The sequence below is a fragment of the Streptomyces sp. NPDC059524 genome (genome assembly GCF_042749255.1).
In the GTDB taxonomy this organism is placed as follows: Bacteria; Actinomycetota; Actinomycetes; order Streptomycetales; family Streptomycetaceae; genus Streptomyces; species Streptomyces xanthii.
This window is the reverse complement of sequence record NZ_JBHYTK010000091.1, coordinates 1-18,338: the sequence shown is the minus strand read 5'-3', so window position 1 is coordinate 18,338 and position 18,338 is coordinate 1. Positions and strand designations below refer to the sequence as shown.

The following is an 18,338-nucleotide window of genomic DNA, read 5'->3' as shown; positions in this document are numbered from 1 at the left end:
GGAGTCACGACATGGTCCCCGCCCCAGCATCCCCTCCGAGTCCCGCCCGGCTGCGCGCCGCCCGCGCCGGACTCACCGCGGTCTTCTTCGTCAACGGCGTCCTGTTCGGCACCTGGGCCTCCCGGGTCCCCGCCGTCAAGGAACAGGTCGGCGCGGGCAACGGCGTGCTCGGCCTGACACTGCTGGGCATCGCGCTGGGCGCGCTGCTCGCCAAACAGCTCGCGGGCCAGCTGGTCACCCGGACGGGAACCGTCCCCGTCACCCGGGCCGGAGCCGCGCTGTCCTGCCTGCTGCTGCTCCCGCCGGCGTTCGTGGACGGAGCGGCGGGGCTCGGGATCGCACTCCTGCTGTTCGGGGCGGGCATGGGGCTCCTCGACCTCGGGATGAACGCCCACGGCGTCGAACTGGAGCGACTGCGCGGACGCCCGGTCATGTCGTCGCTGCACGCCTCCTTCAGCGCCGGCGGGCTCGTCGGTGCGCTCGCCGGCGGGCTGGCCGCGGCGCACGGCCTCGGCCCCCGCGCCCACTTCGCGCTGGTGACGGTCGTGCTCGGGGCCCTGGCCGCCCTCGCCACAACGCGCCTGCTGCCCTCCCCCGCCCGCCCGGCGCGCGCTCAGGCGGTTCCCCGTACGTGGGTCCGGGTGCCGCGCCGGCTCCGCTTCCCCCTCACGCTGCTGGCCTTCACGGGACTGTGCGCGGCCGCCGGTGAAGGAGCCGCCGCGGACTGGAGCGCCCTGTACCTGCACGGGGAACTGGGACGCTCGACCGGGTTCGCCTCCCTCGGCTACGCCCTGTTCTCGGTGGCCATGGCGGTGGGCCGGCTGGCCGGGGACGGCCTCACGGCCCGATGGGGCGCGCTGCGCACCGTCGTGTGGGCCGCCGCACCGGCCGGGACGGTCTTCGCCCTGGCGCTCGCCTCCGGTGACGCGACCCTCGCCCTGATCGGGTACACCGTGCTGGGACTCGGGCTGTCCGTGGTCGTGCCCGTCGTCTTCTCCACCGCGGGCACCCTCGGCGGAACGGCGTTCGGCCCGTCCCTCACCTACGTCTCCAGCATCAACGGCATCGGCATGCTCATGGGGCCGCCGCTCATCGGGTTCGTCGCCGAAGCGATCGGGCTGCGCCCGGCCCTCGGCCTGGTGAGCGTGCTCGCCGTGCTGTCCGCGGTCCTCATGACCGCCTTCGCCGGACGAGCCGCGCCACAAGCGGCCGGCCTCGCGGCTCCTGCGCACGACCACGCCACGAAGGACGCACATCCCGAGGAAGACGTCATGAACGGAGACAGCGATGCCCGCCATCCGACCCACTGATCCCCTCGTCCTCGCCCGCGCGGCGGCCGACAGTCTGGTCGTCGCCGCGGACCCCGAATCCCGCCGCAGCTGCGTCTTCTTCTGGGAGAAGTACCGCCCCCTGCTGCGGGACGTGGAGCAGGCCGCGCGCCGGCTCACCGAGCCCCGACTGCGCTCGCTCGCCCAGGAGTTGCTCGACCGACCCGAGGACCCGGCGCGCCACCGTACCCTCGTCGGCGCGCTCAGGGCGGCCGACCCGCACGCACCCGCGACGGCCGCCCTGTTCGACGCGGCCTGGCGGGCCGAGCGGGACAACCGCCTCGGACACCACCTCGGCGAGCGCTACCACGCGGGCACCGCACGCCCGGTCACCCTCGACGAACTGCGCACGACGCGGCCACGGCACGCGCCCGCCGCCGCGCCGAACGCCCCCGTCCTCATCGTGATCCCCTTCCGCGACCGGGACACCGACGGCGTCCGCGCGCGCAACCTGGTCGCCTGTCTCCTTTCGCTCGGCGACCAGTCCTTCCCCCGCGACCGGTTCCGGGTCACCGTGGTGGAGTCCGACGCGCACCCGCGCTGGCGGGAGGTCGTCGCCCCGTACGCCGACGACTACCTCTTCGCGCCCAAGCCGGACACGTTCAACAAGTCCTGGGCGGTCAACGCCGGCGTGACGCACACCGGTGCACAGGCCGAGGTGATCTGCATCCTGGACGCCGACGTGCTCACCGACCGCGACTTCGTGGCCCGCAACGTGGACCGCCTGCGCCGCCGCGGCACCGGCGGACACCTCACCTACCGGGACATGCTCGGCATGACGGCGGAGTCCACCGCACACGCCGTGCGCCGGCGCGTCCTCGACGGTGCCGCCCAGGCCGACCCGCAGGACGTGCGCGGCTTCGTGGTGCGCCGGCCTCCGGGGGCCTGCGTCTGGGTGCGGGCGGGGGTCTTCCGGCAGATCGGCGGCATGGACGAGCGGTACGAGGGCTGGGGCGGCGAGGACACCGACTTCGCGTACCGGATGGACTTCGCGGCCGCCTTCGACACCTACGCGGACCCGCTGCTGCACATGAACCATCCGCCGGCCGCCGTCCTGCGCGAGGACGGCGAACTCGTCAACGCCCACATCCCCTGGCTGAGCTGGGATCCGCAGCAGCCCATCGGCCGCCTGGACCGCTTCGCGCCCGCCCCGCTCTGATCCCGCCGCTCCCCTGCCCAGTTCCCCAGTTCCCCCAGTTCCCCCGTTCTGCTCCCCCGTCCTGCTCTCCCCGCCGACGAAGGATCTCCCATGCCCGTCAAAGGCTGCATGTTCGACTTCTCAGGAACGCTTTTCCATCTGGAGAGCGCCGAGGAATGGCTCACCGCCGTACTCGCCGAGGCCCGCGTGAGCGCCGCGGCCGACGAGGTGCGGCACTGGGCCGGGCGGCTGCGCGAGGTCGGAGCGGTCCCCGGCGGCCCGGCCCCCCGCAGCGTCGACCCCGAGCTGGAGCGGCTGTGGCGGGAGCGGGACCTGGACGCCGACCGGCACCGGCAGGCGTACACGGGACTCCTGCGGGCGACGGGACTGCCCTGGCCGGAGCTGACCGACGCGCTCTACGCACGGCACATGACCGCGCCGGCCTGGCAACCCTATCCGGACACCGCCGAGGTCCTCGCGACCCTGCACGGTGCCGGTGTGGACATCGCCGTGGTCAGCAACATCGGCTGGGACCTGCGCCCCGTCTTCCGCGCGCACCGCCTGGACCGATACGTGGACGCCTTCGTGCTCTCGTACGAGCACGGCGTGCAGAAGCCGGACCCCGAGCTCTTCCGCACCGCCCTCGACCTCCTCGATCTGCACGGAGCCGACACCGCCATGGTCGGCGACGACCGGGTCGCCGACGCCGGGGCGGCCGCGGTCGGCGCCGCCGTGCACTTCGTCGACGCCGTGCCCGTCACAGCCCGGCCCGACGCCCTGCGCCGCCTGCTGCCCGTACTGCGCTGACCCGCACACCGAAGGGACCTGTGATGCCGTACACCCCGCACGACCCCCGCGCCCCCCGGATCGCCCTGGTCGGCGCGACCGGAGCCGTCGGCGAGACCCTGATCCGGCTGATCGAGGACCGGGCCTTCCGCTACCGGGAGATCCACCTGCTCGCCTCCCCGCGCTCGTCGGGCCGCACCCTGCACGTGGACGGCGTGGCCCACCCCGTGAGCCCCGTCGACACCTTCGACTTCGCCGATGCCGACCTGGCGTTCTTCTCCGCCGGCACCGACGTGAGCCGCAAGTGGGCTCCCGAGGCCGCGGCCCGGGGCGCACTGGTCATCGACAACACCAACGCCTTCCGCATGGACCCCCGGACCCCGCTCGTCGTCCCGCAGGTCAACGTGGACCTCCTGGCCCGGCGCCCCGCGAGCGGCATCGTCGCCAACCCCAACTGCTCGACCATCCCGCTGGTCAGGCTGCTGCGCCCGGTCGAGGACCGGTGGGGGCTGCGCAAGGTGGTCGTGAGCACCTATCAGGCCGCGTCGGGCCGCGGGCACTCCGGCACGGCAGAGCTGCGCGAGGCCACCCGCGCGGCGCTGGCCGACCCGGCGGACGCGGGACCGCAGGCGCAGTTCCGGCCGACCCTCGCGTTCAACGTCGTGCCCTTCATCGACGAACTCCTGGACTCCGGCTTCACGATGGAGGAGCAGAAGATGCTCCAGGAGTCCCGCAAGATCCTCGACCTCCCCCATCTCGACGTGACGACCACCTGTGTCCGGGTCCCTGTCCTCAACAGCCACTCCGAGGCCGCATGGGTCGAGTGCGACGACTCCGTGGACCGGGCCGAGCTGGTCGCCCGGCTCGGCGCGCTCCCCGAGGTCACCGTGCACGACCGCGAGGTCCCGGGCGCCTTCCCCACCCCGCGCACCGTCACCGAGGCCGACCACGTCCACGTCGGCCGAGTCCGGGTCAGCCCGCACGACCCGCGCGGGTTCTGGTTGTGGGTCGTCGCCGACAACCTGCGGATCGGCGCCGCGCTCAACGCCCTCCAGATCGCCGAGGAACTCGTGGCCCGGGGGACGCTGTGAGCGCGGCCGGTGCCCCGCTGGTGCTCAAGTTCGGCGGCTCCAGCTTCGCGACGCCCGACGCGTACGGGGAACTGGCCCGCTCCCTGGACTCCCGCATCGCCTCTTCCGGCCGCCGCCTCGCGGTCGTCGTCAGCGCGATGCCGGGAGAGACCGAAGCGCTGCGCGGCCGGCTGCACGAGGTGAGCCCGCACCCCGGGGGCGACCGGGTGGCCGGACTGCTCACGCTCGCCGACACGGTCAGCGCCCATCTCCTGGCGGCGGCGCTGCACCGCCTCGGACGCCGCGCCACCGTACTGGCCGGGCACGAGAGCGGGTTCACCACCGACGAGACCTTCATGTGGGCCCGGCTCGAACGGATCGCTCCCCAGCCGCTGCGCCGCGCCCTGCGCGAGCACGACGTGGTGGTCGTCCCGGGCGGCCAGGCCGCCGACGGCCGGGGACGGCCCACCTGGCTCGGCAAGAACAGTTCCGACCTCTCCGCCGTGGCCGCGGCCGTGGCGCTCGGCGCGGACCGCTGCGAGATCCACTCCGACGTGGCCGGCATCCACAGCTGCGACCCCAACCGGGTCACCGGAACCAGGCTGCTGCCCGCCGTCTCCTACGCCGACGCCGCCGCCATGTCCCACCACGGGGCCAAGGTGCTGCACCATCGCGCGGTGCGCCTCGCGGAGTGCCACCGCGTCGAGATCGTCTGCCGGCACAACACAGAACCCTTCACCAGGGGAACCGTCATCGGGCCCGGTGAAGCCGCCGCCCGAGCGGTCGTCCTCGACCTCGGCTCACGCGTCCTCGCCTATCCGGACCGGGCCGCCGCGGACCGGGCGCACCGCGCGTTCCGCGCCGACGGCGTGGTGGCGCTGCGTCTGGCGGAGGGACCGCACGTCGCCCTGATCGGTGGCTACACGGACCCGGAGGCCACCCGGCTGCGACACGGCCTGCCGCCCGCCCGCGAGGCCGGCGTCCCGGTCACCGAGCTGCACGCCGGCCGGGCCACCGTGCACATCGCCCCCGACGGACCGGCAGCCGTACGGCTCGCGCAGCGCCTGCACGACGGCCTGGACACCGCGGCCGGTCAGGCCCTGGCACCGGCGCACGCCTGACCGGCCGACGACACCACCGGAAGAGGACCACACATGACCGCACCCGCCACCGCCGCCCGCCCCGCCACACTCCTCACGATCGACCTGCCGGATCCGGTCCGCGACGCGCTCGGCGAACAGCTGGCCGCGCTGCCCCGGCCCGGGCACGGGCCCGCCGGGGACATCGACCGGCTGATGACCCGGTATCTGCAGACCTTCGCCCGGATGCCGGCCTCCTTGCTGCAACAGATCCTCGACTTCGGCCGGCACGCGGACACGCCCGGCGTCGGGTACCTGCGCAACGCCCCGGTCGACCCCTCTCTCCCGCCGACACCCGGCGACGGCGGCCCGAGCTCGGGCAAGGCCACGTTCGTCGCCGAAGGGGTGCTCCTCGGGCTCAGCGGACTGCTCGGCGAGCCCGTGGGCTTCGCCACCGAGAAGAACGGCCGGCTCGTCCACGACGTCGTCCCGGTGGCGACCGGAGCCACGACCCAGACCAACCAGGGCTCCTCCGTCTTCCTCAACTTCCACAACGACATCGTTCACGACGCGAGCGGACGCTACGACCTGGCCAGCCCCGACTTCCTCGTGCTCAGCTGCCTGCGTGCCGACCACGACGGGGTGGCCGGTACCTACTACGCGGACGCCCGCGACATCTGCCACGTGCTGGACGCGGAGTCCCTGGAGATCCTGCGCAGCCCGCTGTTCCGGATGAACGCCCCCGGCAGCTACGTACGGGACGTCGCGGGCGGCACGGAGGTGTACTCCGAGCTCGTGCCGATGATCGGCGGGCCCGATTCCTGCCCCGAGGTGTCCGCCGCCGCCAACGGGATCCGTGCCCACGGCGCGCCCGCCCGCGCGGCGCTCGACCGGCTGCAGCAGGCCTGCCGGGAGGTCGCCCACGAGGTGTTCCTGCGCCCCGGCGAAGCGCTGCTGATCAACAACCGCAAGGGCCTGCACGCCCGTTCCTCGTTCACCGCGCGCTACGACGGCCGGGACCGCTGGCTCCAGCGGACCTACGTGCGCCGCGACCAGTGGCCGATCCGTCACCGGGCCGTCCCCGGCTCCCGGCGCCTGCACTGAGCACGACCTCCGGAAGGCGAGACCCGTCATGACCACCATCCCGCCGGCCGGCGACGCGCCCGGCCGCGTCGCCGTCATCAACTACCGTTCCGTACTGGACTATCCGGCCATGTTCCCCGAGTGCGCGGACCGCCTGTACGTCTTCAGCCACCACGACCTCGCGCACACCGAAGGGCTCGCCCACTACGAGTACGTGCCGCAGTGCGAGTCGATCCCGTACGCGGAGCTCGCGATCCGCCGGATGGCGCACGAACTGACCTTCACCCACGTCGTCACCGACAACGAGTACGACCTGGAGCGGGCCGCCCACATCCGGGAGGACCTCGGCCTGCCGGGCCAGTCGCGGGCGAGCGCGCTGGCCTTCCGCGACAAGGCCGTGATGAAGGAGACGGCGGGCCGCGCCGTCCGCGTACCGGGCTTCGCCCGGCTCACCGCGTTCGGCGATCTGACCTCCTTCATCGAGAAGTTCGCCTATCCCGTCGTCGTCAAGCCCGTCAAGCAGGGGGGCTCCCGCGACATCTCGGTGCTGCGCGACGAGGACGACCTCCTCGCCTTCAGCCGGCGGCCCTGGCGCGAGGACCTGATGGCGGAGGAGTTCGTCGAGGGCCCGATGTACCACGTCGACGCGGTCATCTCCGAGGGCTACCGCTTCGTCGCCTCCTCGCGCTATCTGCGCAGCTGCCTCGGGGTCTTCACCGGGCACAACAACGGCTCGGTGCAGCTGCGTCCCGAGAGCGCGTTCGCCCGCCGGCTGGAGGAGTACCTCGACCGGGTGCTCGCGTCCTTCGACACGCCGGACACGAGCGCGTATCACCTGGAGGTGTTCCACACCCCCGATGACGAGCTGGTGCTGTGCGAGATCGCCTCGCGGGTCGGCGGCGACCGGATCCCCCAGCTGACCGAGCTCACCTACGGAGTGGACCTGCACGCCACCACGCTGCGCGCCGCGTGCGGGCTGCCGGTGCCGCAGCCGCCGCGGGACACGCCCGGCGAGGTCCACGGCTCCGTCTCGGTGCTGCCGCAGGGCCGCCCGGTCAGGGCTCCTGGGCGGCCGCCGTTCCCGTGGGTGCGCCACTACGAGGTGAACACGCGGCTCGCCCCGGACGCGGTGACGCTGCACAGCGCCCATCACCTGTGCTTCGCCGTCGTCCGCGGCGACGGGCCCGAGCAGGTCGAGGCGCGGCTGCTGGAGACGGAGCGGTGGCTGATGGCCCGTCTCGCCGAGGCCGACGCGAACGACACCGAGAACGCCGAGAGCACGAGGGGAAACTGACATGCCGTACAAGATTCTGGTCCTGGTGTCGGGAGCGCCGGAGTTCGAGCTCGACAACCAGTCGCTCGTGCCCAGCGCGCTGCTGCGCGAGGGCCACGAGGTGCACATCGGGAACGTCCACTCGCTGGCCCTGCACGACTCGGTGCTGGCCTGCGACCGGACCCGGCTGCGCGGGCCGATCGCGCCCGGCGACCCGCTGCCGCCGCCGGAGGTCCCGCAGGGTCCGGTCGACGATTTCGACCTGGTCTGGGTGTTCGGCGGCCCGCATCCGGACGCGGGCACGGAGTACTTCCAGTTGCTGTGGCTGCTCAACCAGCGGGTTCCGTTCGTGAACGAGGCCTCCGCCCTGTACTTCCTCAACTCCAAGACCACCCTCGGCGCCCTCGTGCCGCCCGAGCACCGGCCCAGCTCCTATGTGTCGAACGACGCCGGCTTCCTCGGCGGGCTGGTCCACGGCGTCCCCGACCGCCCGTGGGTGCTCAAGCCGCCGAACGAGGGCTGCGGCGCCGACGTCTATGTCGTGAGCGACGCGGACCGCAACAGCGCGGCGCTGCTCAGCTCCGCCACCGGCAACGCCACGTCCCGCTACGACAGTTACGGCCGCGCCGTCATCGGCCGCGCCGAGCGCTACGCCGTCCTCCAGGAGTACCTGCCGCACGCCCGCACCCAGGAGAAGCGGGTGATCCTCGCCGGTGAGGAGCCCGTCTCCGGGTACCTGCGGATCCCGCGGGAGAACGACAACCGGGCCAACGCGACGGTCGGGGCCGGCTACGAGCGGCTGCGCCTCACGGAGGAGGAAGAGACCCTCGTACGCGGCATCGGGAAGCAACTGGGCGAGCACGGCATCCATTTCGCCGGTGTCGACCTGGCGTACCCGCACGTGATCGAGATCAATCTGGAGAACCCGGCGGGCCTGTGCTACCACAAGCGGGTGACGGGTGAGGACCAGTCCACCGACGCCGTACGAGCGGTCCTGGACTCGCTGCGGACCGCCGGCAAGCTGCGGTGACCGGCCGGTGCACGGGGCCGGAGCGGCCCCGTGCACCGGCTCGCGTGTTCAGTGGATGCGGCGGATCCCGGGCACGGAGCGGTGGCGGATGTCCCACAGATTGCGCCGCACGTACGTCCGCTGGAGCCAGCGGTCGCGACCGTCGTAGCGGGCGGTGTAGCACGAACGCGCGTGCACGCCCTTGCGGTTGTTGATGAGCAGTGCCTGCCCGGGTGCGAGCCGCACCTCGTGCGCGGCCGCCCGGCAGGCGGACTGGAAGGAGTCGAACGCCGCCTGTCCCGCCACCGTCAGCGGGCGTACTCCGTTGGCGGCGCTGACCACTTCGGGGAACTCTCCGGGCCCGCGCAGGATCGGCACCGGTGCGGAGTACGCCTCGTCGTGGTCGGCGAGTGTGCTGACGAAGCCGCCGGGCGCGTTCATCCGGAAGACCGGGGAGCGCAGGACGGCAAGGGTCTCCTCGTCGAGCAGGCCGGTGATGTCACGGGCGTCGGCGTAGTAGGAACATGCCGCGTTCTCCCGGTCGGCGCGCAGGCAGTTCAGCACGACGAAATCGGGGCTGGGCAGGCTGTAGCAGTCCCGGCGGTCGTGCACGAGGTCGTTGTGGAACGTGAGGAAGACCCGCGAGCCCTGGCTGGTCTGGGTGGTGGCGCCGAGGGCGACGGGGACGACGTCGTGCACGAGGCGCCCCTCACGCTCGGAGAGGAAGCCCACGGGCTCGCCCAGCAGCCCGCTCAGTCCGAGCAGCACGCCCTCGGCGACGAACGTCCGCTTGCCGAGGCTCGGCCCGCCGTCGCGCGGGGTGGGCGGCAGCAGTGCGTCCACCGGCAGGTTCCGCAGGAAGGCGACGCCCGGCGCGTCCGGGTGGCGGCCGAAGTCCAGCAGGGTCTGCAGAACGTCCAGGGGCAGCTGGGCGAATGCCTGGTGGCAGCGGGCCGACGCCCGGTCGATGTCGCCGAAGGGGTCGTTGTCGGACGCCAGCCGCTGCGCCAGCAGATCACGCGCGCCGTCCGGCAGCCGCACCTCCGCGTAGGTGCCCGCGGGCCTTCTGCCGCTTCCCGGCGGACCACCGGCACTGCGCATGGATTCCCCTCAGTCCTGTTCTCGTGAGGGCCCGGACCGCGCGTGGAGCGGGGCCCTGGCTTCAGTAGAGGCTCGAGAAGAGCACGCCGATGAATCGGGCGGGCTCGTCGCTGTCGTTGCGGAAGGTGTGCGGATAGCCCGCCGACCACTGGGCGCAGTCGCCGGCGCGCAGTTCGTAGTCCACGCCGTTGTAGCGGGCCACCAGGGTGCCCTCGGTCATCACGATGAGGTCGGTCCCCTCGTGCTGCAGGTGCTCGCCGAGCTCGCTGCCGGGCTGGAAGTGAGCGGTGATCACCTGGTAGCCGAGTTCCGGGGACCTCAGGACGTGGTAGGTGACTCCGGGCGCCCGCTCCAGTTGCTCCTGGGTCTCGAGCGGGAAGACGGACGGTGTGGCCCGGCCGCGCGAGAAGCCCAGGAAGGACCCCACGTCGTGGCCGAACACCGCGGCGAGGCGGCTGAGCCGCTCCAGGGCGATGTCTGTCTCGCCCCGTTCGAGCCCCGCGAGGAACGACACCGAAAGGCCGCACTCCGCCGCGACGTTGCGCAGGGACATCCCGCGCTGGGTCCGCAGCCGGCGCAGCACCTCGCCGGGGCGGGGGTAGCCGAGCTCCGGGGGCTGCTGTGCTGCGGCGGATGCGGATGCGGGTGCGGCTTCGGCGTGGTCCATGTACGAGTCCTAGGTTGCGGTGAGGGAACGCACCGCGCCCGCCTCACATCCGTGCGGGCCGTTCTGGACCTGCTCCAGAAGCCCGGATCTGGCAATCATGACGCCCAGCTGGAACCGGCTGCGGGCGCCGAGCTCGTCGTAGATCTTGGCGATGTGGTGGCGGCAGGTACGCACGCTCACCCCGATGCGTCGCGCGATGACCTCGTCGGTCTTTCCTTCGGCGAGGAGCTGGATGATAGCGCCCTGCACGTCCGATACGAGCTTACTGACCTCGGTCGTACGGCACTGTCCCGCGAAGTCCTTGGCCACCCGCCAGGTCCGCTCGAAGACCTCCACCATGAAGCGCACGAGGCCGGGTTGGTGGACGACCACGGCGAGGTGAGCCTCCTCCAGCGGGACGATCGCGACCTGACGGTCGATCAGGATGACGCCCTCGAAGGGGCCGGCCAGCGTCCGGACCGCGCCTCCGCCGTCGGACAGGGCGGCGGCGAACTTCCGTGTGGCGGGGTCGAAGCGGGCGGCGTGGTGCTGGATGACGCGCACGTCGACGTCGCGCCGCTGAAGGGATCCGATCGACGCCTCGGCGCAGTGCTGCATGGTGGTGGCCCACCAGCCGGTGCCCGGACGCGCGAGCAGCACGTCGCGCGCGCAGGACGACAGGGCGGCGGTGATCTCCTCCTGGAGCGCCTCCTCACCGATCAGCATCCGCAGCGTCTCACGGCCGGCCGCCCACCCGAAGCCCTCACCGCTCTCGCCGGTGGCGGCACTGTCGGCGTCGGTGTCGGTGTCGGTGTCGCACGCCACCCCGAGCGCTTCCTCGCGGGCCCGGTGGAAGCCGACCAGCTCGGCCTGGATCTCCCGGGAGCGGCGCTCCATCCGCTGGATCTGCTCCTGCAAGGGGGCCAGCCGTCGGTAGGCGGCCGCCCTGGGCGGAACCGGCCGGAAGGCGCCCTCGTCGCCGGGCAGCGGCTGCAGCAGCTTGGCCTCCGCGAGGAGTCGCACCGCCTGATCCGTGCGTTCGATGCTCCAGCCGAGCCGGGCGGCGGCCCGGTCCGGCCGCAGCACCTGCATGCGTGCCGCCAGCTCGTACAACTCCTCCTGGTCCTGCGCTCCCCCTAACCCATGGAATTGGCGTGCCTCAAAGCTGACGCCCATCGGGCCCACTCCCTGTCTCCGGTCCCCGTTTTCGGCTCGCTGCCGGCTCTCCGCCGGCCCGCCCTCGATCGTTCTAAATACAGCACGTTTGTACGTCATACCGTACGAGCCGCTCGCGCCCGGGTCAACGCGAACCAGAGGTTGGCCGGATCTCCACGCCCACGCCTGCAGGTTGCTGCAAGCCCGCCCTCCCAGGAAGAACCGGGCAGTATCTCGTACTAACGTGCAGTTTTAAGAACATCCACCGCGCTGCGCGCTCGACGGCAGGGGACGCCATGGACACGGGCCTACGGGAATCCGCCGCACCGGACGCCGGAACCACACCGGCCCGCCCGGCCCGGCGCGGCAAGGACGCCACCGCGCGCGCCGCTCTCGTCGTGGTCTGGAGCTCCGGGTTCATCTCGGGCACGCTCGGCCTGCGGTACGCGGCGCCCTTCACCTTCGCCTGCCTGCGGTTCGCCCTCGCGGGCGGCGCCCTGCTCGCGGTCGCGCTCCTGCGGCGCCTCCCGCTGCCCCGCGGACGCCTCCTGCTCCACCTCCTGGTCACCGGCACGCTGGTCCAGGGACTGCAGTTCTCCAGCATCTACGCCGGTATGGAGCGGGGCGTCCCGTCAGGCGTCGCGGCGCTCGTCATCGCGCTCTACCCGCTGCTCGCCTCGCTGATCTCCGTACCCGTCCTCGGCGAACGCATCACCCGGGGACAGCTCCTCGGCCTCGCCCTCGGACTCGGCGGAGTGGTGCTCGCCGTCCTGGACCGGCTCCAGCTCGACGGCAGCAGTCTGGCCGGGATCGCGTTCCTCTTCCTCGGCCTGCTCGGCATCTCCGTCGGCACCGTCTGGCAGAAGCTGCACTGCCAGGACATGGAGCCCGTCACCGGCAACGCCGTGCAGCTCCTCGCCGCCGCGGCGGCGACCCTCCTGCCCGCGCTGCTCGCGGAAGGCTTCGACGTCACCTTCGCCGCGGGATTCTGGCCCGTCCTGCTGTGGGCCGCGTTCATCAACTCCATCGTCGGCGTGGGTCTGCTCTACCACCTGCTCCAGCGGCACGGCACGAGCCAGGTCAGCAGCCTCTTCTACCTCGTTCCCATGGCCACCGCCGCCCTCGCGGCAGCCCTGCTCCACCAGCGGCTGGGCCCGCTCACCCTGGCCGGCCTCACCCTGGCCACCGCGGGAACCCTCCTGGCCAACCGGATCGGCACGCCACGCAGGACTTCCACACCGGCCCGGTGACCCGGCGGGCCACCCCGGCCAGGTGTTGGGGTGGGGTGGCGGGGCACAGTGCGGGTGTGGTCGCTGCTGCGTGCGGGGCGTGGGCAGCCGTTGTCGACGAGGGCCTCGCCGGCCGGAGTGTCGCCCGTGAGGAGTCGCGCGGCGTACTGCTGGTGCGGCCGGAGGCGGATGACGTGCAGGCGGACTTCGCGTCCCCGCCGGCTCCAGGCCGCCCGGCGCCGTCCTTGCGGGTCGTGCGACCCGTCCCGGTCACGGGGCACGGATATCTCCACCGGCCCGACGTCCGTGAGCACGGTCTTCGCACGGGTCCCGTTGCGGGAGTTGCCGCCGTTCTTCCCGACCGGATCGTGCTTGTCATAACCGAGGTGGTCGGTGATCTCGCCCTCCAGAGTGGACTCCAGCAGCCGCTTCGTCAGCTGCTGGAGCAGCCCGCCCTCGCCGGCTGCGGCTCAGCCGCCTCGACAGGTCTCGTCCAGGGCCGCTGCTTGTTTCTGGAGGGCCTGGATCAGTGTTTTGACATGGGGTTGGTTGCGGCGGTGGATCGTGGCGACGCCGAGGTGGCGGGTGGGGGTCGGCGGGGTGATCGGGATGGTGCGGAGGCCGGGTGTGGGTGGGGTCTGTGCGATGGAGGGGATGAGGGAGATTCCTGTGCCTGCGGCGACGAGTGAGCGGGCGAAGAAGTAGTCGGTTGTCGTGCCGCGTACCTCTGGTTCGAATCCGGCGCGTTCGGCGTAGCGGCGTAGGTAGGTCTCGGTTTTTCGGCAGCCGAGTACCCAGGGTTCGGTGGCGAGTTCGCTGATGTCGAGTGTGTCGCGGTCGGCGAGGGGGTGGGTGTCGGGGAGGACGACGTGCAGGGGGTCGTCCATGAGTGGTGTCCATTCCAGGGTGGGGCTTTGGCCTGGTCGGCCGGGGAGCGGGCCGTCGAAGTGGTAGGCGAGGGCGAGGTCGACGGCTCCCTGGCGGACGAGCGGGAGGCTGTCTTCGGGTTCGGCTTCTTTGACGTGGACGACGGTGTCGGGGTGGGTGGCGGTGAGGTGGGTGAGGGCGCCGGGCAGGAGGAGTCTGCCGCCGCTGGTGAAGGTGGCGATGGTGAGTTGGGTGCGTCCGTGGCCGAGTCGGTCGACCTGCTGTTGGGCGTGGGCGAGTTCTGCGGCGACCGACTCGGCGGCGCCGACCATGATGCGGCCGGCCGGGGTGAGGGTGACGCCGCGGGTGCTGCGTGCCACGACCTGGGTGCCGAGGCTGCGTTCGAGTGCGGCGATGTGCTGGGACACGGCTGAGGGGGTGAGGTGGAGGGCGGCTGCGGCCTGGTTGAAGCTGCCGTGTTCCGCGACGGTCCGCAGGACGCGTAGGCGCTGCACATCGATCAACAGTTTTCCTTAATACGCATCCAGTGAGTGGCCACTTCTAGTGTTGACGGTAGGTGGCCAGGATGGGTGCATGCAAAGGATCTGTGTGATCGGCGGAAGCCGGTACTTCGGCAAGCTCCTGGTGAAGCGCCTGCAGGCGGCCGGTCATCAGGTGACGGTGATCAACCGCGGTTCGGTCCCGCCGCCGCCCGGTGTCGAGCACCTCGTCGTGGACCGTGACGACGAGGCCGCCCTGGTCGGCGCGCTCGGCTCCCGTACGTTCGACGTGGTCGTCGATCAGGTCTGCTACACCCCCGTGCAGGCCGCCATCGCCGCCCGGGTTTTCGGTGGTCGTACGCGGCGTTATGTCATGACGTCCACCATCGAGGTCTACGATCCGGCGACCGCCGACTTGCCTGCCGTCCCGCGCGGCACGTCGGTGCGGGAGGAGATCGTGGATCCTGCCTCGTGGCCGGTGCGCTTGGACCTGCCCTGGCACGACGCGGCGTACCTCGAGGCGCACTACGCCGAGGGCAAGCGTCAGGCGGAGGCCGTCTTCACCCGGCAGCACGGGTTCGGCTTCGTCGCTGTGCGCAGCGCGCACGTGCTGGGTGGGGGTGCCGAGGAGTTCACCGGCCGGCTGGCGCACTACGTCGGGCACGTCACCCGGGGCACGGAGATTGTGGTGCATGCCGAGGCGCTGCCCACGGTCTTCATTCATTACGAGGAGTTGGCGGATCTGCTGGTGTGGGCGGCTGCCGGCACTTATGCCACCGGTGCGGTCAATGCCTGTTCCGACGGGCCGCTCGATGTCTATGGGCTGGGGGCTGTGATCGCTGCGCAGAGTGGTCGGGAGGCCGTGTATCGGAGCGTCGGCGCGGGTGAGTCGGCGTCGCCGTTCTCGTTCGACCGGCATTACGCCATGAGCAACGCCCGTGCGAAGGCCCTCGGCTTCCGCTTCTCCCACATCACTGACTGGCTTCCCGGCGCCGTCGCCGAAGCCCTCGACGCATCCGGCGCCCACGCCTGAGGAACGGAACGGACAGACCATGCGGTACCGCACGATCGGAAGCACCTCTGTCAGCGCCGTGGGGCTGGGCGCCATGCCGCTGTCCATCGAACACCGGCCGGACGAGGCGCGGGCGACTGCGACCATTCACGCCGCGCTGGATGCCGGGGTCACGCTCATCGACACCGCCGACAGCTATCACTGGCACGCCGACGAGAGGGGGCACAACGAACTCCTCGTCGCCCGCGCCCTGGCCTCGTACGGTGGGGACACGTCGCGGGTTCTCGTTGCCACGAAGGGTGGTCGTGGGCGGCCCGGTGACGGCAGTTGGACCGTCACCGCCAGCCCTGCGCATCTGAAGCGCGCTGCCGAGGATTCGCTGAAGCGTCTGGGTGTCGACGCCATCGGCCTGTACCAGTTGCACAAGCCGGATCCGGCCGTGCCCTGGGCGGAGTCCGTGGGCGCGCTGCGGGAGTTGTACGACGCCGGAACGATCCGTGCCGCCGGGATCTCCAATGTCACGACCGGCCAGATCCGCGAGGCGTATTCGATCCTCGGGGACGCGCTCGTGTCCGTACAGAATCAGTACTCGCCCGCTGTGCGCGACAGTGAGGCCGAGCTGCGGCTGAGTGCGGAGCTGGGGCTGGCCTTCCTGCCCTGGAGTCCGTTGGGCGGCATCTCGCGCAGTTCTCTCGACGGGCCGTCCGGGCCGCCTTCTGCGGGCACGCCCTTCCATCGCATCGCGGACGAGCGCGATGTCAGTCCGCAACAGGTCGCTCTGGCCTGGCTGCTGGCCCGCTCGCCGGCGGTGATCCCTGTGCCGGGTGCCAGCAGACCGGCTTCGATCCAGGACTCTGCCGATGCGGCTGAGCTGGAGCTGAGCGAGGTGGAGCGGGCTCAGCTGGAGGACGCGCTGGTCGGCTGACCCTCTATCTGGCCTTGCGCCGGTAGGTCCCGGGCGGGGTTTCGTGCGTGCGTTTGAATGCGTTGGCGAAGGCGAATTCGGATGTGTAGCCCACTTGGGCGGCGACCGTTCTCAGTGGTGCGTTTGATGTGCGGAGCAGTCGTGCTGCTGTGGTCATCCGCCACCAGGTCAGGTAGGCCAGGGGTGGCTGGCCCACCAGGTGGGCGAAGCGCTTGGCGAAGGGGGCGCGTGAGAGGCCGGCTTCGGCGGCGAGTTTCGCCACGGTCCATGGGGCGGCGGGGTCGCGGTGGATGGCGTGGAGGGCGGCGGTGACCGGCGGGTCGTTCAGTGCGGCGGCCCATCCGGTGAGGTGGTCCTCCCTGTGGGGCTGTTCGTCGAACCAGATGCGCAGGATGTAGAGCAGCAGTGCGTCCAGGAGGGCGGGGACGGCCGCGTCCGTGCCCAGGCTCGGGGTCTCCAGTTCCGCGGCGAGCAGTTGCACTGCCGCGCTCAGTTCGGTGCGGCGGCCAGGGTGCGCGGGCAGGTGGATGAGGTCCGGGAGGGACAGGAGCAGTGGGTGGGTGCGGGACGGATCGAGTTGGTAGGCCCCGCAGAGCAGTACGGTGGCCGGGCCGCCGTCGCCGCTCCTGTCGACGCGGTCGGATGCGTAGGCGTCGTACGGCTCCGGGTCGTCGGGGCGGCAGGCCGGTGCCGTCACCGGGGGCTGGGGGCTGTCGGCCAGGATGTGGCCTTTGCCGTGCGGCAGGAACACCACGTCTCCTGTGCCCAGGCGGACGGGTTCCGCATCGGTGGGAAGGAGCCAGCAGGAGCCCTCCAGGACCACCTGGAAGCCCGCCGACCCGGGTACGGAGGAGAATTCCTGCCCCCACGGGGCGTGCCATCGCACGTGCGCCGAACGGGGTCGTCCGGTGCGCGTCACCGCGACCACGTCGCTCAGTACGTCCATGGCCCGAGCATAGAAGGCGTGCGAGACGATCGCGTATGAATGGGGAATCCTCACGCATGGATCGTCCTCGTCGGCGGTCGTACGTTCACTGCATGACGATGACCATGACGACGATGAAGGCCGCACGCATCCATGAGTTCGGCGATGCTTCCGTGATCCGCTACGACGAAGTCCCCTGCCCGCGCCCCGGCTTGGGTGAAGTGCTCATCCGCGTCGCCGCCAACTCGTTCAATCCCACCGAGGCCGCCTTGCGCGGCGGACTGCTCCAAGGGTTCCTCCCCGTGGACCTGCCTTACACGCTCGGCTGGGACGTCGCCGGCACCGTGGTGGAGATCGGCCCGGCTGTCGAGGGGTTCGCCGTGGGCGACCGCGTCGTCGGGCGGCTCGACGGCGACGGTGCGGCCGCCGAGTACGTCCGGGCGCCCGCCGCCGTACTGACGGCGGCACCACAGTCCATCCCGCTCGCTCACGCCGCGGCGCTTCCGGTCGCGGGCCTGACGGCATGGCAGGCGGTCTTCGAGCACGGAAAGATCACCCCCGGCCTGCGGGTGCTGGTGAACGGTGCGGGTGGCGGCGTAGGAGGCTTCGTCACGCAGCTCGCCAAGTACACGGGCGCTGAGGTGATCGCCACGGCCGGTCCGCGCAGTACCGAGGCGGTCCTGCGGCAGGGGGCGGACCAGGTCATCGACTACACCGTTCGGCCGGTGGGCGCCGCACTCGACGGCCCGGTGGACCTGCTGCTCAACCTGGTGCCGCTGAGCCCGCGGGACGCCGCGGCTCTGGTTCCTCTGGTCCGGCAGGGCGGGCGGATCGTGTCGATCGCCACTCCGGTCCAGTCGTCCGCCGACGCCGGGGTGAGCGCGGTGCACATGGTCGCGCGCAACGATGTCGCGGACCTGGGTGCGCTGGTGGATCTCGTCGACGCGGGCACGGTCAGCGTCGATGTCAGTTCATCGCGCCCGCTGACCGACCTCTCCGACGTCCACCGCCTCAGCCAGGCCGGCCTGATCCGGGGCAAGGTCCTCATCGTCCCGTGAGGCCGGTTGCCTGCCGGGGCCCGCTGCGATCTCCGCCGGTCGGAGCATGTGCCGGTGCGGGTGCGGGTGCGGGTGCGGGTGCGGGTGCGGGTGCGGGTGCGGGTGCGGGTGCGGGTGCGGGTGCGGGTGCGGGTGCGGGTGCGGGTGCGGGTGC

General features: G+C 71.8%; 17 protein-coding genes and 1 pseudogene. 12 read left to right on the top strand and 6 right to left on the bottom strand.

The genetic code is table 11. The features are described 5' to 3' along the window. Positions 1–11: 11 nt before the first annotated feature. The 8 genes from ACFW9D_RS23910 to ACFW9D_RS23875 all read left to right on the top strand — a co-directional run bounded on the left by ACFW9D_RS23910 (position 12) and on the right by ACFW9D_RS23875 (position 8,787). Positions 12–1,310, top strand: coding sequence for an MFS transporter (locus ACFW9D_RS23910; RefSeq protein WP_384624539.1), 1,299 nt, complete (start codon positions 12–14; stop codon positions 1,308–1,310). Continuing rightward, on the top strand, positions 1,288–2,487 hold the full coding sequence (locus ACFW9D_RS23905; RefSeq protein WP_384624537.1) for a glycosyltransferase: 1,200 nt from the start codon (positions 1,288–1,290) through the stop codon (positions 2,485–2,487). Before ACFW9D_RS23910 ends, ACFW9D_RS23905 begins: the two co-directional genes overlap by 23 nt. 90 nt (positions 2,488–2,577) lie before the next feature. Next, the gene (locus tag ACFW9D_RS23900) at positions 2,578–3,273 is read left to right on the top strand and encodes an HAD family hydrolase (protein WP_384624535.1); all 696 of its coding nucleotides are present in this window, start codon (positions 2,578–2,580) and stop codon (positions 3,271–3,273) included. 23 nt (positions 3,274–3,296) lie between these two features. Further along, a complete protein-coding gene (locus ACFW9D_RS23895; RefSeq protein WP_384624533.1) occupies positions 3,297–4,343 on the top strand; it encodes an aspartate-semialdehyde dehydrogenase in 1,047 nt (348 codons plus the stop codon). Further along, positions 4,340–5,443 (top strand): aspartate kinase, encoded by a 1,104-nt coding sequence (locus ACFW9D_RS23890; protein WP_384624531.1) that lies wholly within the window; start codon positions 4,340–4,342, stop codon positions 5,441–5,443. Before ACFW9D_RS23895 ends, ACFW9D_RS23890 begins: the two co-directional genes overlap by 4 nt. A 33-nt stretch (positions 5,444–5,476) precedes the next feature. After that, entirely contained in the window at positions 5,477–6,505 is a 1,029-nt protein-coding gene (locus ACFW9D_RS23885) for a TauD/TfdA family dioxygenase (protein ID WP_384624529.1), read from the top strand. 28 nt (positions 6,506–6,533) lie between these two features. Then, positions 6,534–7,778 (top strand): acetyl-CoA carboxylase biotin carboxylase subunit family protein, encoded by a 1,245-nt coding sequence (locus ACFW9D_RS23880; protein ID WP_384624527.1) that lies wholly within the window; start codon positions 6,534–6,536, stop codon positions 7,776–7,778. Between the two features lies 1 nt (position 7,779). Beyond that, positions 7,780–8,787, top strand: a complete 1,008-nt coding sequence (locus ACFW9D_RS23875) for a RimK family alpha-L-glutamate ligase (RefSeq protein WP_188342010.1) — start codon at positions 7,780–7,782, stop codon at positions 8,785–8,787. 48 nt (positions 8,788–8,835) lie between these two features. Here the strand turns inward: ACFW9D_RS23875 and ACFW9D_RS23870 are convergent, their stop codons facing one another. The 3 genes from ACFW9D_RS23870 to ACFW9D_RS23860 form a co-directional block, all read right to left on the bottom strand. Then, positions 8,836–9,867, bottom strand: coding sequence for a TauD/TfdA family dioxygenase (locus ACFW9D_RS23870; RefSeq protein ID WP_188342009.1), 1,032 nt, complete (start codon positions 9,865–9,867; stop codon positions 8,836–8,838). Positions 9,868–9,928: 61 nt separating this feature from the next. Next, entirely contained in the window at positions 9,929–10,534 is a 606-nt protein-coding gene (locus ACFW9D_RS23865) for a cupin domain-containing protein (protein ID WP_188342008.1), read from the bottom strand. A 9-nt stretch (positions 10,535–10,543) separates the two neighbouring features. Next, a complete protein-coding gene (locus ACFW9D_RS23860) occupies positions 10,544–11,689 on the bottom strand; it encodes a LuxR C-terminal-related transcriptional regulator (protein WP_384624525.1) in 1,146 nt (381 codons plus the stop codon). A 275-nt stretch (positions 11,690–11,964) separates the two neighbouring features. Between ACFW9D_RS23860 and ACFW9D_RS23855 the strand changes: the two genes are divergently transcribed. Beyond that, positions 11,965–12,918: a DMT family transporter gene (locus tag ACFW9D_RS23855; RefSeq protein WP_384624523.1), complete on the top strand. Its 954-nt coding sequence runs from the start codon at positions 11,965–11,967 to the stop codon at positions 12,916–12,918. 224 nt (positions 12,919–13,142) lie between these two features. Here the strand turns inward: ACFW9D_RS23855 and ACFW9D_RS23850 are convergent. Continuing rightward, positions 13,143–13,358: pseudogene (locus tag ACFW9D_RS23850) on the bottom strand (transposase); the annotation flags it as partial. 9 nt (positions 13,359–13,367) lie between these two features. After that, positions 13,368–14,288 carry a LysR family transcriptional regulator gene (locus tag ACFW9D_RS23845; RefSeq protein WP_384624521.1) on the bottom strand — a complete coding sequence of 307 codons (921 nt, stop codon included), beginning with the start codon at positions 14,286–14,288 and terminating at the stop codon, positions 13,368–13,370. A gap of 70 nt (positions 14,289–14,358) precedes the next feature. Here ACFW9D_RS23845 and ACFW9D_RS23840 point away from each other — a divergent pair, with 70 nt between their 5' ends. Further along, entirely contained in the window at positions 14,359–15,297 is a 939-nt protein-coding gene (locus ACFW9D_RS23840; protein ID WP_384624519.1) for an NAD-dependent epimerase/dehydratase family protein, read from the top strand. Between the two features lie 19 nt (positions 15,298–15,316). Beyond that, on the top strand, positions 15,317–16,201 hold the full coding sequence (locus tag ACFW9D_RS23835; protein WP_384624517.1) for an aldo/keto reductase: 885 nt from the start codon (positions 15,317–15,319) through the stop codon (positions 16,199–16,201). 4 nt (positions 16,202–16,205) lie between these two features. On the opposite strand, the gene ACFW9D_RS23830 is transcribed toward ACFW9D_RS23835, so the two are convergent. Continuing rightward, positions 16,206–17,147: an AraC family transcriptional regulator gene (locus tag ACFW9D_RS23830; RefSeq protein WP_384624515.1), complete on the bottom strand. Its 942-nt coding sequence runs from the start codon at positions 17,145–17,147 to the stop codon at positions 16,206–16,208. A gap of 92 nt (positions 17,148–17,239) precedes the next feature. On the opposite strand from ACFW9D_RS23830, the gene ACFW9D_RS23825 reads away from it, so the two are divergent. Beyond that, entirely contained in the window at positions 17,240–18,184 is a 945-nt protein-coding gene (locus ACFW9D_RS23825; RefSeq protein ID WP_384624513.1) for an NADP-dependent oxidoreductase, read from the top strand. The last annotated feature ends 154 nt before the right edge of the window (positions 18,185–18,338 follow it).